This is a genomic window from Bradyrhizobium sp. PUT101 (assembly GCF_052043945.1).
Taxonomy (GTDB): Bacteria; Pseudomonadota; Alphaproteobacteria; order Rhizobiales; family Xanthobacteraceae; genus Bradyrhizobium.
In genome coordinates, this window is the sequence record NZ_CP197207.1 from 3,529,316 (window position 1) to 3,544,237 (window position 14,922).

Genomic DNA, 14,922 nt, shown 5'->3' on the forward strand with positions numbered 1-14,922 from the left:
CGTTCAGACCTTCTTGCGGACGTGGAGGCCGAACAGGCCCTCGGGCTTCAAGAGCAGCACGGTCAGCAGCACGACATAGGGCGCGACATCCTTCCAGCCTTCGGGCAGGTAGAAGCCGGCCATGCTCTCGATCACGCCGATCAAGACCCCGCCGACCACTGCGCCCGGGATCGAGCCGAAGCCGCCGAGCACGGCGGCGGGAAACGCCTTGAGGCCGAGCACGAGGCCGACATTGGAGTGGATGAAGGTGATCGGCGCCAGCAGCACGCCGGCGCAGGTCGCGACCGCCGCGCTGATCGCCCAGACGACCGACACCACGCGCTTGACCGGAATGCCCATGTAATAGGCCGCGAGCATGTTCTCGGAGCTGGCGCGCATTGCGGTGCCGAGCGTGGTCTTGTTGAAGAACAGCCACAGCAGCGTACAGAGGATCATCGTCGCCGCGATCACCGAGAGCTTGTCGTAGGCGAGCACCAGCGAGCCCATGCGCAGCACGCCCTGGCTGAACGGCGTCTCGATCTTCAGGTCGTCGGTGCCCCAGATCATGCCGGCGACCGAGCGCAGGAAATAGCCCAGCCCGATCGTCGCCATGATGATCGAAAACTGCGGATAGCCGAGGATCGGCCGTACCACCACGCGCTCCGCCAGCATGCCGAACAGAGCCATCGCGGCCACCGCACCGGCAAAGCCGATCCAGTAGTTCAGGCCCATCATGCCGATGAAGGTGAAGGCGAAGAAGCCGCCCAGCATCATCAGGTCGCCCTGGGCGAAGTTGACGACCTCGGTGGCCTTGTAGACGAGCACGAAGCCGAGCGCGATCAGGCCGTAAACGCAGCCGAGCGCAACACCGCTGACCAGCTGCTGAACAAAATCCAGCATCGACGCGTGTCCTCCCGATGCAACCGGCGGCTCTTCCTGACCGCCTTGCCGCATCTTGTGTCCAGTCGCTACGCAGTCGTTTCGCTGCGTTAGCGCCATTTGTCCCGGTACCAATTCAGCCTGAACGCCCGCGCGCTGTCAACAAACGGTGACTTGCCTTTGGTCGATCCCGGATGAGGAATTTGCGTCAAAACGATTCACCGTGCCGAAATATCTTCGGGTCATGGTCTCGGGGCATGCAAAACCGGATGGTGTGGCCGTCATGAAGCCGGACAACTCGGCGCTGGAAGTCCGAGGGTTAACGAAGCGTTTTGACCGTCCGGCGGTCGACAGCCTCGATCTCACCGTTCATGCCGGCGAATTCTATGCGCTGGTCGGCCCCAACGGCGCCGGCAAGACCACCAGCTTGCGCATGGTTGCGGGCCTGCTGCGCCCCGATGCCGGCACGGTCTCGATCTTCGGCATCGACGCACTCCAATACCCAACCGCCGCCAAGCAGGTGATGGCGTGGGTCTCCGACGAGCCCATGATCTACGACAAGCTGACCCCGCTCGAATATCTCGAGTTCGTCGCCGGGCTCTGGGGCATCGCCCCATCGGCCTCGGAACCGGTCGCGCAAGAGCTGCTCGGCTCGCTCGGGCTCGAGGCGCACCGGCGCGAGCGCTGCGAGGGATTTTCCAAGGGCATGCGCCAGAAGGTCGCTCTCGCAGGGGCACTGGTGCACGATCCCCGCCTCATCATTCTCGATGAGCCGCTGACGGGGCTCGATGCCGTCTCCGCACGCCACGTGAAGGGCCTGCTCAGCGAGCGCGTCCGCACCGGCTGCACCGTCATCATGACCACGCATATTCTCGAGGTCGCCGAGCGCATGGCCGACCGCATCGGCGTGATCGCGTCCGGGCGCCTGGTCGCCGAAGGCACGCTGGCGGAGCTGCGTCAACAAAACGGCCATGCCGACACCAGCCTGGAGGATCTCTTCATCGCGCTGGTGACGCTTCAGGCCGCAGCATGAGCTCGGCGACGGCGCTGTCGTGGTTTGCCCGCCACGAGCTGCGGCTCGCCTGGCGCGAATGGTTCGCCATGATGACCGGCGGGCGGCGCAAGCGGGCGCGCGCTGCCGTCATCGGCCTGCTCTGCTTCGCCGCGCTGCTGCACCTGCCGGCCTGGGCGGTGATCGGCCGTTTCGCCGACCTGCAGCTGCCGCTCGACAAGTCCTCGCTGATCATGATTTCGGCGACGATCTTTCTCGCCTGGACCTTGATGCTGTCGCAGGCGATCGAATCGGTGACGCGGGTGTTCTACGCCCGCGCCGATCTCGACCTGATCATGTCCTCGCCGGCGACGCTGGCCAATCTGTTCTCGGTCCGCATCGCCGCCATTGCGCTGACCGTCACCGTGCTCGCGCTGCTGTTCTCGACGCCCTTCATCGACGTGCTGGTGATCGGCGGCGGCGCGCGCTGGCTTGCCGCCTTCGGCGTCGTCGTTGCGATGGGCCTGTCGGCCGCGGCGATCGCGATCGCCGTCACCATTCTCTTGTTCCGCCTGATCGGCCCGGCGCGAACGCGCCTGATCGCCCAGATCCTCGCCGCGATCATCGGTGCGGGCTTCGTGATCGCGGTCCAGGTCGCGGCCATCATGTCCTACGGCACGCTGTCGCGCTTCACCATTCTGACCTCGGGGAGCCTTGCCGCCTACGCGCCCGACATCGACAGCATCTGGTGGTGGCCGGCGCGGGCGACCATGGGCGACAGCGAGGCGCTGCTGCTGCTTCTCGCGCTCGCCCTGGTGCTGCTCGGCAGCGTGATGGCGATCTTCTCGCACCGCTTCGCCGACACCGCGATCGATGCGGCGGCGTACGGCACGTCCGCCCATGCCCGCGCGAAGGAGCGCCCGTTCCGCGGCGGATCGCGCCAGCAGGCGCTGCGGCGCAAGGAATTCATGCTCCTTTGGCGCGATCCCTGGCTGATCTCGCAGACATTGATGCAGCTGCTCTATCTGGTCCCGCCGGCGCTCCTGCTCTGGCGCAGCTTTGCCGACAGCTCCGCGGCGCTGACGCTGATCACGCCTGTCATCGTGATGGCGGCCGGACAGCTTGCCGGCGGGCTGGCCTGGCTGACGATCTCGGGCGAGGACGCCCCCGACCTCGTCGCCACCGCGCCGCTGATGTCATCCAGCGTCATCCGCGCCAAGATCGAGGTGGTGCTGATCGCAAGCGCCGTGATCTTCAGTCCGCTGGTCGCGGCGCTGGCCTTCGCCTCGCCATTCCAGGCGGCCATCAGCGCCGGCGCGATCGTCATCGCCGCGGCCTCGGCGACGGCGATCCAGCTCTGGTTCCGGGTGCAGGCCCGGCGCAGCCAATTCCGCCGCCGCCAGACGTCTTCGCGGCTTGCGACCTTCGCCGAAGCCTTCTCCTCAATCGGATGGGCCGCGACCGCCGCTCTGCTGCTCGCCCTGCCGCTTGCCGGCCTGATCAGCGGCCTGATCACAGCCAGCCTCGTCGCCGCTACCTGGAGGTTCAGCCCCAGGCGAGGGTGAAGGTGCGACACTGACGCGCTGTTGATCACAGGCCATTGGCGACGTGCAGCATAGCACGCTAGACTTTCCCCCGAAGTCATCGGGGACGGATGCATGTGGCGACTGGTTTCGGCGACTCTGGCGCTGTTCGGCATATCCTTCGCTCCTGCCCTTGCCCAGCAGCCTCCTCAACGCAGCGAATGCCTGGCGATGGCGAACGCGGCGCCCCGCGTGATGCCGGCTGCGTTCCGACAGGCGGCAGCTGCGGCCGAGGTCGAGATCACCTATGCCGGCCATTCCACCTATTTCATCGACACGCCCGCCGGCTTGCGCATCGCGACCGACTATAGCGGCGCATACCAGGTGGGACGGTTGCCCGACGTCGTCACCATGAACCGGGCGCACAGCACGCACTATTCCTTGTATCCCGACAAACGAATTCCCCATGTGCTGCATGGCTGGAGTGAGGACGGCAAGCCGGCGATCGTGTCGGAGCGCATCAACGACACCTTCATCCGCAACGTCACGACCGACATCCGCCGCTATTTCGGCGACGATGCCGGGACCGACATGATCCGCGACGGCAATTCCATCTTCATCTTCGAGGCGGCCGGCCTCTGCATCGGCCATCTCGGCCACCTTCACCACAAGCTCGACGACAGCCATTTCGCCCAGATCGGGCGGATCGACATCGTGATGGTGCCGATCGACGGCACCTACACCATGTCGCTGGACGGCATCTCCGAGATCACTAGGCGGCTGCGTGCCTCGGTGGTGCTGCCGATGCACCGCTTCGCCACCCCGCTCGACGACTTCATGCGCCGGATCGGCCAGCAGTTCGAGATCGACCGGCGCATCGAGCGCTCGTTCCGGATGTCGCGGGATACGCTGCCGCCAAAGCCGACCGTGATCATCCTCGACGGAGTCTGAGGCGCAATTTTCTCCAAGCCGGCTGCCGGCCCTAGGTGCTGATCTCCCCGCGACAGGAGATCGACATGACCGACTTTGCGAGATTGTTGCACGCGAACGGACCGAATCCCGAGCACGCGGCGGCGCTTCAGCTTTACGGCCGCTTCGTCGGCGACTGGGATGCCGAGATCACGGCCCATGGACCCGGCGGAACGAAACATGTAGCGCCCGGCGAGATCGATTTTGGCTGGGTGCTGGAAGGGCGCGCCGTCCAGGACGTCTGGATCATACCCCGGCCGACGGGCGCGCCGGCCTTCCCGATCGCCGGCAATTGGTACGGCACGACGCTGCGCGTTTACGATCCAACCATCGATGCGTGGCGGATTTCCTGGTTCGATCCCGGCCGCAGCGTGTTCCGCCAGCAGATCGGCCGTCCGCGTGGTGAGGACATCGTGCAGGAAGGCACGACCGAAGCCGGCGAGCTGACGCGGTGGAGCTTTACCGAGATCACGGACGCCTCCTTTCACTGGCTCGGCGAATCCAGACCGGCCGCCGCGACCGACTGGCGGCTCGTGGTCGATGTGAGGGCGAAGCGGCGCAAGGGCTGACGAAAGCGCCGCTGTGCTCGCGGCGACGGACGCGGTTGCAGAACGCGCGCTGCTGCGTGAAGAGATCAGATGCTAGGCTCCTTCCACAAAAACATAGAGGGAGCGAACGCCGATGGCCGCAAGCGGTCTGCCTGCCAACACGAGCGGGCTATTCGTCGAGCCGCGCGAGGACTGGCTCGCGCTGCACCAGGAGGAAATCATCGATCCGGCGCGGCCGATCGTCGATCCCCACCACCATCTCTGGAATCGCGGCCATCGCTATCTGATCGAGGAGATGGCGGCCGACATCGCGTCCGGCCACAACATCATCGCCACCGTCTATGTCGATTGCCGCTCGATGTACCGCGCGCATGGGCCTGAGGCATTCCGGCCGATCGGCGAGGTCGAGTTCGCCAATGGCGTCGCGGCGATGAGCGCCAGCGGAGGTTACGGCAAGGCCGCGATCTGCGCCGGTATCGTCAGCCACGCCAATCTTCTGCTGGGAGACGCCGCCAGGCCGGTGCTGGAAGCCGAGATCGCGGCGGGCAATGGACGCTTCCGCGGCATCAGGCATTCCTCGGCCTGGGACGAAGACCCCACCGTCGCCGGCATGTATGCGAACAGGCCGAAGGGGCTGTTGCAGGACGCGAGCTTCCGCAAGGGATTTGCCTGTCTGGCGCCGCTGAACCTCAGCTTCGATGCCTGGCTATTCCATCCGCAGATCGGCGAACTGACCGAGCTGGCGCGCGCCTTCCCCGATACCAGGATCGTGCTCGATCATTGCGGCGGCCCAGCCGGCGTCGGTCGCTTTGCGGGCCGGCGCGAGGAGGTGTTTCCGCAATGGCGCGCGTCGATCCAGGAGATCGCGACCTGCGAGAACGTGGCGGTGAAGCTCGGCGGGCTCGCAATGTGCCTGCTCGGCTACGATTTCCATCTGCGCGAGAGACCGCCGTCATCCGAGGAGCTTGCCGCGGCATGGCGCCCCTATATCGAGACCTGCATCGAGGCATTCGGCGTGAAGCGCGCGATGTTCGAGAGCAATTTCCCGCCGGACAAGGGCCAGTGCAGCTACCAGGTGATCTTCAACGCGTTCAAGCGCATCGCCTCGTCCTTGAGCGAAGCCGAGAAAACGGCGCTGTTCTCGCAGACAGCGACCGACGTCTACCGGCTCGAGCTGCCGTCATGACGAAAAGAGGGGCCGGAATGCTGATCCCGCCCCCTCTTCGTCGTGGCCGCTGGGAAGCGTCCTTGAAGCGCTATTGTCCGCCTTAGCCGGCACCCATCAGCGAGGCCGGACGCCGCTCACCGGTGGAGGCGAACATCTTCTTCAGCTTGTTGACGACGCGGATCAGGAAGCCGATCACCACCGGATTGGTCTTGCGGCAGAACGCGATCTTCTTGACGTGCCCTTCGACATGCCATTTCGCATGCGCGCCGTCGCGGAAGAAGATGACATCGCCGGGGCCGTAGCGCTTGGGCGGCATGCCGTCGCTTTCGAGCACGATCGATCCTTCCATGATCATGATCGTCTCGTCGATGTCGTAGTACCAGTTGAAGCGCCCTTCGGTGCAGGACCAGATGATCGTCTGGGCGGTGCCGTCGGCGCTGGTCGACAGGACACGCGAGCGGGATACCGGATTGCCCTCGATGATCCAGGACGGCTCGATCGGCCGCAGCTCGAGGTCCACATTGCAACTACCGACTTCAATCAACGCGCGCGACATCTGCTTCCTCGGGAAATGATATTTGCGGCCGGATCCCGGCCCGGATTGTTTCGAAAGATGCCCGGACGCTAGTAGTCCGTTTTTAATTCTTTCTTACGCCGGCTTCGAGAATCAGCCGGAAGCAGCAAGCGCAAACCGGTTAACGTCGCGATTCCCTTGCAAATCCGCGCAGATGCCCCGGTCCTTTCCCGGGTGCGACAAAATGCGCGAAGGCACTGGGATGGAGCTCACCAATGCCTTTACGCCCGCGGCTCCGGTAGCCGGCTCCGGGCGGCGCGCTCATGTTGCTTCCGCCGCAGGATGCGCACCAGGCCTCTTCGAACGAACCGCGCAGGAATGATGACCGGCAATGGGTGCAGCGAGAACCTGTCGCCGTCGCGCTCACCTCTCCCATCGAGGGAGAGTCACGCAGGCTATTTCGCCCATTCACCCTTGCGGAACACGGGCACCTTGCTGCCGTCGGCCAAAATGCCGTCGATGTCGGTCTCGGCCGAACCGATCATCCAGTCGATATGGATCAGGCTCTGGTTGCCGCCTTGGGCCGCGATCTGCTGCGGCGTGAGCTGGGCGCCGTTGACGAAGCATTTCGAATAGCACTGGCCGAGCGCGATGTGAGACGCTGCGTTCTCGTCGAACAACGTGTTGTAGAACAACAGGCCGCTCTGGGAGATCGGCGAGGAATGCGGCACCAGCGCCACTTCGCCGAGGCGCCGCGCGCCCTCGTCGGTGTCGAGCACCTTGTTCAGCACCTCCGCGCCGCGCGAGGCTTTTGCGTCGACGATCTTTCCGTCCTCGAAGCGCACCGCGATGTTGTCGATCAGCGTGCCCTGATAGGACAGAGGCTTCGAGCTCACGACATGGCCGTAGACCCGGCGGCAATGCGGCGTGGTGAAGACCTCTTCGGTCGGGATATTGGCGTTGCAGCTGATGCCGTTCTTGGACAGCGAGGCGCCGCCTTCCCATTCGTGGCCGTCGGCAAGTCCGATGGTGAGGTCGGTGCCGGGACCCGAATATTGCAGCGCGCGAAAGCGCTGGCCGTTGAGCCAGTTGGTGCGCTCGCGCAGCACCGCATTGTGGTTCGCCCAATTGCCCATGGCGTCCTCGCGATCGACGCGGGACGCTGCGAAAATCGCATCCGCGAGCTTGCCGACCGCGACGTCCTCGGGATCATCAGGGAACACCAGCTTCGCCCAGGACGGGCTCGGATAGGCGATGATGTTCCAGTTGGTGTCGAAGTTGACGATCTTCTCCAGCGCGGGCTGATAGGCCATCGAATTCGCCTTGCTCGCGCGCGCCACCTTGGAAGGATCCTCGCCGGACAGCAGCATCGGGTTGTCGCCGACGATGGCGAGCCGTGCGGTGTTGTCCGAAAACGCCTTGGCCATGCCCTCGTAGAGCCAGCCGGCGGCACGATCGAAACTGGCATCGTGGCCATGGCGATAGCGCGCCAGCGTCATCTCCTCGTCCGACAGGATCGGCGTCACGAGGCCGGCGCCGGCCTTGTAGGCATGCACGGCGATCCGCCGCACCAGCGGCAGCGCGATCGCGGGCGCCGTCAGTAGCAGATCCTGTCCCGGCCGCAAGCCCAGGCCCACCTTCACCGCCACCTCGGCCAGCCGGTCGAGCTTGACGGGATCGATGGGAGTGGGGGTGTTGCGTTGATCGGTCATGCCGGGCCCTCTGCCGAAAGTCTGTCACTCAATCTAAGTCTAACATCGCAAGGCACAAGTGTGCGAGCGTCTTGCAACGCACGAAAGATACGCGGTTTCACGCATTTTGGTTTTCAACGCGTTGCCGATTTCAGCACCCGGTCGACCATGGCGGGCGCGAGCCCGAGGTAATTTTTCGGTGAGGTGAGCGCCTCGATTGTGGCGCGATCGATGCGGCTCGATATCCGCGAATCTGCGGACAGCGCATCGGCAAGGCTGATTCCCTTCTCGTTGGCCTGACGGCAGGCATCATAGACCACGTCATGCGCCTCCTGCCGCCCGATCTGCGGCGCCAGCCCCATCATGACCGCCTCGGCCACAATCAGGCCGCGGCTGATGGCGAGATTGTCGCTCATCTTCGCCTCGTCCACGATGAGGCCTGCGAGCGCGAACTTCGCCTGGTGCAGCGCGCCCGCGGTCAGCACGAAGCTCTCGGGGATCGCCATCCATTCGGCGTGCCAGGGACCGGTGGCACGCTCGAAATCCTGCACCATGGCGTCGAGCATCAGGCCGGCGTGCTGGCGCACCGCCTTGGACGCCGCAAGCATCAGTTCCGACGAAATCGGGTTGCGCTTCTGCGGCATGGTCGAGGAGGCGCCGCGCCCCTTGACGAAGGGCTCGTAGACCTCGGCGAACTCGGTCGAGGCCATGATCATGATGTCCAGCGCGATCTTGCCGAGCGAGCCGGTGACGAGGGCAAGGAAGTTCACGGCTTCGGCGAATCCGTCGCGCGCGACGTGCCAGGTCGAGGCCGGAACGCCGAGCTTCAGCTCGGCACAGAGCGCCGCCTGCACCTCGAATCCCCTGTCGCCAAGCGAGGCCAGCGTGCCGGCAGCGCCGGCGAACTGGCCGACCAGCACGCGCGGCTTCATTTGCGCCAGACGCTCGGCATGGCGATCGAACATCGCGAGCCAGATCGCGGTCTTGTAGCCGAAGGTCACCGGCAGTGCCTGCTGGAGATGGGTTCGGCCCGCCATCGCCGTGTCGCGATGGCGCTTCGAGAGGTCGGCAAGGATCTTGCGCAGCACGGCGATGTCGCGTTCGACGATCTCGATCGCGGCGCGCAGTTGCAGCACAACAGCCGTGTCCATGATGTCCTGCGTGGTCGCGCCCCAATGCACGTAGCGGCCGGCCTCGCCGCATTGCTTCACCATCTGATGCACCAAAGGGAGGATCGGATAGCCGACGACATCGGTCTCCTGCCCGAGCAGATCGAAATCGAGCGCGGCGACGTCGGTCCGCGCCGCGATCGCCGCGGCCGCCTCTTGCGGGATCACACCGCACTTCGCTTCCGCCGTCGCCAGCGCCACCTCGACCTCGGCATAGCGCGCGACCGTCGCGACGTCGGAGAACACCTCGCGCATCTCAGGCGTGCCGAAGGCGTCGCGAAACAGCATGGAGTCGAGCACGGTGGTGGAGGCGGGGAAAGCTGGCATGGGCACTTCTTCGTGGGTTGGGTGTGTTTTATGTGGGGGGCAGCTTACGCAGGCCGCGCTTTTCGGCAATGGACATTCATCGTTCACCACATCTACCGCGCCACGATGTTATGATGGCACGTCAGCCTGTTACTCCGTCACCCCGAGGTGCGAACCGTGCGATGCGGAGCAGCGCACGAGAGCCTCGAAGGATAACGGTGCTGGGTCGGCGAGCATGGTCCCGCCCCCGCGGCGATCCGCCGACCACAACATTCCAGCTGCGGTTGTATTCCCCTCCGGAGAGGGCATGGCTGCCATCACGCAATCGCGATGAACCAAGCGCCCCCTTCGAAAGACACATGATTTTCGACCCAAATTTCATTTTGTCATTTCGCTTGCCCGATTTCACAATGAGGCCTGAGTTTTCGACGTGCAGTTTCTGTTCCGGGATCACCTTCTCGATACCGACCGGCGCGAGCTGAGCCGCGAGCAGGTTCCCATTGCCGTGGAGCCGCAGGTTTTCGACCTCGTCGTCCACCTCATGCAAAACCGCGACCGGGTGGTCAGCAAGGACGAGTTGATCGACAAGATCTGGCACGGGCGCAGCGTCTCCGAATCCACCCTGACCAGCCGGATCAACGCGGCGCGCAAGGCGATCGGCGACAATGGCGCGAGCCAGGCGCTGATCCGCACCATCACCCGCAAGGGTTTTCGCTTCGTCGGTGATGTCCAGACACAACTCGGCGCGGTCGCGCCGGAGCCGGTCCGTGTCGCCCAGGCTCAGGCAACCTTCGCGCTGCCCGAGCGGCCCGCGATCGCCGTGCTGCCCTTCACCAATATGAGCGGCGAGGCCGAACAGGATTATTTCTCCGACGGCATCAGCGAGGACATCATCACCGCGCTGTCGAAGCTGCGATGGTTCTTCGTCGTCGCGCGCAATTCCTCCTTCGTCTACAAGGGCCGCGCCGTGCACATTCACGAGGTCGCGCGGGAACTCGGAGTGCGCTACGTGGTCGAAGGCAGCGTGCGGCGGAGCGGCGAGCGGGTGCGCATCTCGGCCCAGCTCAACGACGTCTCGACCGGCAGCCATCTCTGGGCCGAACGTTACGACCGAGAGCTCGCCGACATCTTCGCCGTGCAGGACGAGATCACCGACGCGATCGTGGCCGCGATCGAGCCGCAGCTCTATGCCGCCGAAAGCTTCCGAGCCCAGCAGAAGCCGCCGGGCAGCCTGGATGCATGGGACCTCGTGATGCGCGCCCTGTCGCATTACTGGCGCATCACCCGCGAGGACAACGCCGCCGCGCAAGGGCTGCTGGAACAGGCCGTCGCGATCGATCCCGCCTATGGCAAGGCGCTGGGCCTGCTCGCGACCAGCCATATCTTCGGCGCGCATATGGGCTGGGCCGACATGGCCGCGACCTTGCCGGTCGCCGAACGTGCAGCGCTCGCGGCGGTGGAGGCCGATCGCGAGGATGCCTGGGCCCATCACGGCCTCGCCTACACCTATCTGTTCCGCCGCCGCTTCGACGACGCGCTGGCAGAGTTCGAATTGGCCTTGAGGCTCAATCCGAATTTCGCAATGGCGCATGCCTTCCACGGCGTGACGCTTTGCTATGCCGGACGATGGCAGGACGGCGATGCCGCCGCCCGTCGCGCGCTGCGGCTGAGTCCGCGCGACCCGCTCGCGTCGATCTATTGCGGGGTTGCGGCCTATGCCCGGTTCGTCGGCCGCGACTATGAGGGAGCCGTCCAGATGGCACGGGAATCGATGCGCCAGCGCGGAGATTTCGTCGGCGCGCACCGCGTGCTGACGGCCGCCGCCGGGATGTCAGGAGATCCGGCGCTCGCGGCGTCCGCCCTGGAAGGCCTGCGCCGCGCCCAGCCCGAGGTCTCGCTTGCGTGGATCACGCGCGAGCTGCCGATGCTGCGGGAAGAGGATCGTGCGCATTATCTCGAAGGCCTGCGGCGCGCGGGCATGAAATGACAGGGGCGCGACGTGACGGCGCACTTTGTCCCTTGCAGCGCGATCCTCGCTCGAGCGCCGAAGCATGATCCGGAAAAGTGTGCGGCGGTTTTCCGAGAACATCGTGCTCAAACACTGACCCGGAGCGCGATGACGATACATCCTGGTCTCATCGCGCTTTAGTCGTCATCAGGCCCGAACAGCCTGATCTGCGGAAAGCCGCTGGGCGGTCGGCCGGCATAGTCGCGCGCATCGGAATCTTCGCGGACGTTGCGCGCGACGTCATCCCAATCGGTGCGGTCGCGCATGCCGCGCGGTTCGCGCAAGTCATAGTGCCGGCGCTCGGCCCATCGCTCGCGACGCTCGGCGCGGCGCCGTTCGGTCGCGGCACGCTTGACGTCGGAATCCCTCGCCTTGGCATAGGCGTTGTTCGAGGAGGATGACGGCTCGGTCGAGGCCTGCTGCTCGGCAGGTTTTGCTGCCTGTGGTGACGATGGCGGGGCCGGCCTGGGCGGCTCGACTGCAGCGGCTTGCGAAGGCTGGGGCGCCGGTGGCTCAGCATTCGCCTGCGTGGTTTGCGTGTCAGGCTTTGCGGCTTCAGGCTTTGCTTCGGCCCGCGCAGGCGCTGCGATCATCGCGCCGAAGGCCTGCGAGCCGGTGAGATAGTTCACGCGCTCGGACGGCGCGTTCGTGGTCGCCGGCGTGGCGCCCTCGGTGCGCTGTGCCATCTTGCTGGTGTCCGGGCCCTGCTTGGACGCGACCGGATTCATGATGTTGCCGGCAACGATACCGCCGCCGAGACCAATGGCGATGGCCGCGATGATGGTTCCGGCACCGACAAAATAGGCGGTCGAGGCGCGCATTCATCCACTCCCTCTTTGGAGCGGGCAACGCGTGGGGATTGCCAGATGTTCCTGATGACCGCGGCTCCTCAAGGAGGAAACCGCGTGTTTCAGATTTGCTGCGCGACCTTCTCGAGCCCGATGAGGCGAGCGAGCTTGCGCACTTCTTCCTTCTGGTCGTCACGAAGCTGGAACAACAGCGGCATCGCGGCCGACTTCAACTGCTGCACCTCGTCGCAATTCGGATCGATCTGCGAACCGGGCGGCGCGTTCGGATTCGACAGCTTGTTCGCCTGGATCTTGCGGGCGACGTTGCGCAGCGCGGTCTCGACCGAGGGCCAGTAATATTCCTGCGACGACGACAGTTTCAGGCGATCCCTGATGCCTGCAATCTGCCCGTCGGACAGCAGCGAATAGGCCCTCTGCGGCTTCGCCACAACCTTCGGCTTGGCTGGAACTTCGACTGTTGGAACCTCTGTCGCGGCGGGCGCCTCGTGCGCGCTTGCGTTCGGCATTGCGAAATCAGAGGGCGTGGCGGCGGCGAAGGCCTGACGCAGCGGCTCGGTCAGAACAGGCGTCTGCGAGAGCTTGTCGGCGGACACCTGGACCGGCTCGATCGCGGCCGAGGCCAGCGCAAGCGTCGGGACCAGACGGTCGGCCTTGGCGGCGCGGTTGGTTGCCAGCGGCTTGGGCGGAGGCGTCTGGGCGATCATCTCGGCGCTGACGCTGGGCACGCTGTCGCGGCCGAGAATGGCGGTGGTGGCGGCGCCGAGGACGAGGAAACAGGTCAGCGCGACGATGGTGATGGCTTTGGACAAACGTCTCTCCGCGTCCGACTTCAAGTCCACGTGATCACTGCCCCAAAAACTGGGCGATAAATAAGGCTTAACCGTGCCATTGCAGCGGCAATCGCGCGGACTGCGGCGACATCACCCGAAAAGCTCAAGGAAATCAGGCGGCTGCTGCCAGATCATAGGCGTCCTGGATGTCGGCCACGATCTCCGAGGCCTCCCAGACCGCACGCGGCTCGACCGATTGCAGCGTCACCGTCCAATTGCCGCCGCGGCGGGTGCGAGGGACGCTGACGATGTCGAAACGGACGTTGCGGCACAGCGGGTGGCGGGCCAGGGCATGGGCGACGCGGACGCGGATTTCGTCCATCGTCGCGGCTGACTTGCTGTTGAGAAAATCGAAGTCCATCGCCTGTCCCCTCTCGGTCCTGGTTGGCGGCCGTGAAGGGGATTCTTGGCGGGCGATGGTTAATCTGCCGTTAAGTCCGGGCGCGCAGAGGCGCGCTCGATTAACTGTGATCGGGGCCGGGAGAACATCGATGTCTCGGCAGGAGGGCCGCTACCGCCCACCCGCCTCTCGATATTCCGCACGCGTCCGCGCGACGAGATCGTCGACCGCGAGCACCTCCGTCACCCCGGATGCGGAGTGCCCGGCGCTCCAGATGTCGCGCCAGCGCTTCGGCCGGTTCTCGCGCGCGGCGACGTCGATGTCCTTGGCGATGTCAATCGCGCCGCGCGCCGGCAGGTCGTCCGGATCAAGTCCGGCAGCGACGATCGACGGCCGCAGCATGCTGGTCTGCAGGCCCGTGAACGCGGTGGTGAGCAGGATGTCGTCGGCGCGGCTCTCGACCAGCATCCGCTTGTAGCGGTCGTCCGCCATGCTCTCCCGCGTCGCAATGAACTTCGTGCCCATATAGGCGAGATCGCAGCCCAGCACTTCGGCGGCCCGCAACGCGTAGCCGTCACTGATGCCGCCCGCCAGCACGATGATGCCGTCGTAGAATGCGCGCACCGCGCGGACGAAGGCGAACGGGTTGAGCCAGCCGGTCTGCCCGCCCGCGCCCGCCGTGAGCAGCACCAGCCCGTCCGCGCCGGCTTCCGCCGCACGCTCGGCGTGGCGGATCGAGGCGACATCCGCCAGCACCAACGTCCCGGCATCATGGAGCGGCCTCAACACCTGCGCGGGCGATCCGACCGAGGTGATGACGATCTCCGGCCCGTGCCGCAGCAGCACGGCGAGATCCTGTGCGAGCCGCGCATTGGAGCGGTGCACGATCAGGTTGGGACAGAGCGGCGCGACCTTGCGCCCGGTTTGATCTTCATGCTGCCGCAGCCGCGTGCCGATCTCGGTGAGCCATGCGTCGAGTTGTTCCGTGTCACGGCAATTCGCGGTGGGAAAGCTGCCGATCACCCCATTGCGGCAAGTCGCGACCATGAGCTCGACGCCCGACACCAGAAACATCGGCGCCGCGATCAGCGGCAGCGCGAGACGATCGCGGAAGCGTTGCAGTCGATCCGATGGCATGCATGCCTCCCTGTGCGGGCTTTGCCGTTCCCTCCCGCAGTCCCTGTGCTAGCGTCATCGG

General features: G+C 65.4%; 14 protein-coding genes. 6 read left to right on the forward strand and 8 right to left on the reverse strand.

Annotated features, from left to right (window positions below; genetic code table 11):
* Positions 1 to 3: 3 nt before the first annotated feature.
* The gene (locus ACSHT2_RS17265) at positions 4 to 879 is read right to left on the reverse strand and encodes a branched-chain amino acid ABC transporter permease (RefSeq protein WP_035706754.1); all 876 of its coding nucleotides are present in this window, start codon (positions 877 to 879) and stop codon (positions 4 to 6) included.
* A 262-nt stretch (positions 880 to 1,141) separates the two neighbouring features.
* Here ACSHT2_RS17265 and ACSHT2_RS17270 point away from each other — a divergent pair, with 262 nt between their 5' ends.
* From ACSHT2_RS17270 to ACSHT2_RS17290, 5 genes are all read left to right on the forward strand, one after another.
* The gene (locus tag ACSHT2_RS17270; protein ID WP_440642861.1) at positions 1,142 to 1,891 is read left to right on the forward strand and encodes an ABC transporter ATP-binding protein; all 750 of its coding nucleotides are present in this window, start codon (positions 1,142 to 1,144) and stop codon (positions 1,889 to 1,891) included.
* Entirely contained in the window at positions 1,888 to 3,414 is a 1,527-nt protein-coding gene (locus ACSHT2_RS17275; RefSeq protein WP_440642606.1) for a permease, read from the forward strand. The genes ACSHT2_RS17270 and ACSHT2_RS17275 overlap by 4 nt, the downstream gene beginning before the upstream one ends.
* 93 nt (positions 3,415 to 3,507) lie before the next feature.
* Positions 3,508 to 4,323 carry an MBL fold metallo-hydrolase gene (locus ACSHT2_RS17280; RefSeq protein ID WP_440642607.1) on the forward strand — a complete coding sequence of 272 codons (816 nt, stop codon included), beginning with the start codon at positions 3,508 to 3,510 and terminating at the stop codon, positions 4,321 to 4,323.
* 65 nt (positions 4,324 to 4,388) lie between these two features.
* Positions 4,389 to 4,910, forward strand: a complete 522-nt coding sequence (locus tag ACSHT2_RS17285; protein ID WP_440642608.1) for a hypothetical protein — start codon at positions 4,389 to 4,391, stop codon at positions 4,908 to 4,910.
* A gap of 112 nt (positions 4,911 to 5,022) precedes the next feature.
* Complete coding sequence (locus tag ACSHT2_RS17290; protein ID WP_440642609.1) at positions 5,023 to 6,075, forward strand: amidohydrolase family protein; 1,053 nt, start codon at positions 5,023 to 5,025, stop codon at positions 6,073 to 6,075.
* Between the two features lie 82 nt (positions 6,076 to 6,157).
* Here ACSHT2_RS17290 and ACSHT2_RS17295 read toward each other — a convergent pair whose 3' ends face one another.
* From ACSHT2_RS17295 to ACSHT2_RS17305, 3 genes are all read right to left on the reverse strand, one after another.
* Positions 6,158 to 6,613, reverse strand: coding sequence for a cupin domain-containing protein (locus tag ACSHT2_RS17295; RefSeq protein ID WP_440642610.1), 456 nt, complete (start codon positions 6,611 to 6,613; stop codon positions 6,158 to 6,160).
* A 413-nt stretch (positions 6,614 to 7,026) separates the two neighbouring features.
* Positions 7,027 to 8,283, reverse strand: coding sequence for an aminopeptidase (locus ACSHT2_RS17300; protein ID WP_440642611.1), 1,257 nt, complete (start codon positions 8,281 to 8,283; stop codon positions 7,027 to 7,029).
* Positions 8,284 to 8,396: 113 nt separating this feature from the next.
* Positions 8,397 to 9,758, reverse strand: a complete 1,362-nt coding sequence (locus tag ACSHT2_RS17305) for a class-II fumarase/aspartase family protein (RefSeq protein WP_440642612.1) — start codon at positions 9,756 to 9,758, stop codon at positions 8,397 to 8,399.
* Between the two features lie 409 nt (positions 9,759 to 10,167).
* Between ACSHT2_RS17305 and ACSHT2_RS17310 the strand changes: the two genes are divergently transcribed.
* Complete coding sequence (locus tag ACSHT2_RS17310) at positions 10,168 to 11,724, forward strand: winged helix-turn-helix domain-containing tetratricopeptide repeat protein (RefSeq protein WP_440642613.1); 1,557 nt, start codon at positions 10,168 to 10,170, stop codon at positions 11,722 to 11,724.
* Between the two features lie 158 nt (positions 11,725 to 11,882).
* Here the strand turns inward: ACSHT2_RS17310 and ACSHT2_RS17315 are convergent, their stop codons facing one another.
* The 4 genes from ACSHT2_RS17315 to ACSHT2_RS17330 form a co-directional block, all read right to left on the reverse strand.
* Positions 11,883 to 12,566: a hypothetical protein gene (locus ACSHT2_RS17315; RefSeq protein ID WP_440642614.1), complete on the reverse strand. Its 684-nt coding sequence runs from the start codon at positions 12,564 to 12,566 to the stop codon at positions 11,883 to 11,885.
* A gap of 89 nt (positions 12,567 to 12,655) precedes the next feature.
* Positions 12,656 to 13,363: a hypothetical protein gene (locus ACSHT2_RS17320; protein WP_440642615.1), complete on the reverse strand. Its 708-nt coding sequence runs from the start codon at positions 13,361 to 13,363 to the stop codon at positions 12,656 to 12,658.
* Between the two features lie 133 nt (positions 13,364 to 13,496).
* Positions 13,497 to 13,745 carry a hypothetical protein gene (locus tag ACSHT2_RS17325; protein ID WP_124159385.1) on the reverse strand — a complete coding sequence of 83 codons (249 nt, stop codon included), beginning with the start codon at positions 13,743 to 13,745 and terminating at the stop codon, positions 13,497 to 13,499.
* 150 nt (positions 13,746 to 13,895) lie between these two features.
* Positions 13,896 to 14,861 (reverse strand): NAD(P)H-dependent flavin oxidoreductase, encoded by a 966-nt coding sequence (locus tag ACSHT2_RS17330; protein ID WP_440642616.1) that lies wholly within the window; start codon positions 14,859 to 14,861, stop codon positions 13,896 to 13,898.
* Positions 14,862 to 14,922 lie beyond the last annotated feature (61 nt).

Coding starts and splice junctions, on each gene's coding strand:
- ACSHT2_RS17285 (WP_440642608.1), top strand. CDS start 4,389: ATGACCGACTTTGCGAGATTGTTGCACGCGAACGGACCGAATCCCGAG.
- ACSHT2_RS17300 (WP_440642611.1), bottom strand. CDS start 8,283: ATGACCGATCAACGCAACACCCCCACTCCCATCGATCCCGTCAAGCTC.
- ACSHT2_RS17330 (WP_440642616.1), bottom strand. CDS start 14,861: ATGCCATCGGATCGACTGCAACGCTTCCGCGATCGTCTCGCGCTGCCG.
- ACSHT2_RS17275 (WP_440642606.1), top strand. CDS start 1,888: ATGAGCTCGGCGACGGCGCTGTCGTGGTTTGCCCGCCACGAGCTGCGG.
- ACSHT2_RS17305 (WP_440642612.1), bottom strand. CDS start 9,758: ATGCCAGCTTTCCCCGCCTCCACCACCGTGCTCGACTCCATGCTGTTT.
- ACSHT2_RS17265 (WP_035706754.1), bottom strand. CDS start 879: ATGCTGGATTTTGTTCAGCAGCTGGTCAGCGGTGTTGCGCTCGGCTGC.
- ACSHT2_RS17270 (WP_440642861.1), top strand. CDS start 1,142: ATGAAGCCGGACAACTCGGCGCTGGAAGTCCGAGGGTTAACGAAGCGT.
- ACSHT2_RS17280 (WP_440642607.1), top strand. CDS start 3,508: ATGTGGCGACTGGTTTCGGCGACTCTGGCGCTGTTCGGCATATCCTTC.
- ACSHT2_RS17295 (WP_440642610.1), bottom strand. CDS start 6,613: ATGTCGCGCGCGTTGATTGAAGTCGGTAGTTGCAATGTGGACCTCGAG.
- ACSHT2_RS17290 (WP_440642609.1), top strand. CDS start 5,023: ATGGCCGCAAGCGGTCTGCCTGCCAACACGAGCGGGCTATTCGTCGAG.
- ACSHT2_RS17315 (WP_440642614.1), bottom strand. CDS start 12,566: ATGCGCGCCTCGACCGCCTATTTTGTCGGTGCCGGAACCATCATCGCG.
- ACSHT2_RS17325 (WP_124159385.1), bottom strand. CDS start 13,745: ATGGACTTCGATTTTCTCAACAGCAAGTCAGCCGCGACGATGGACGAA.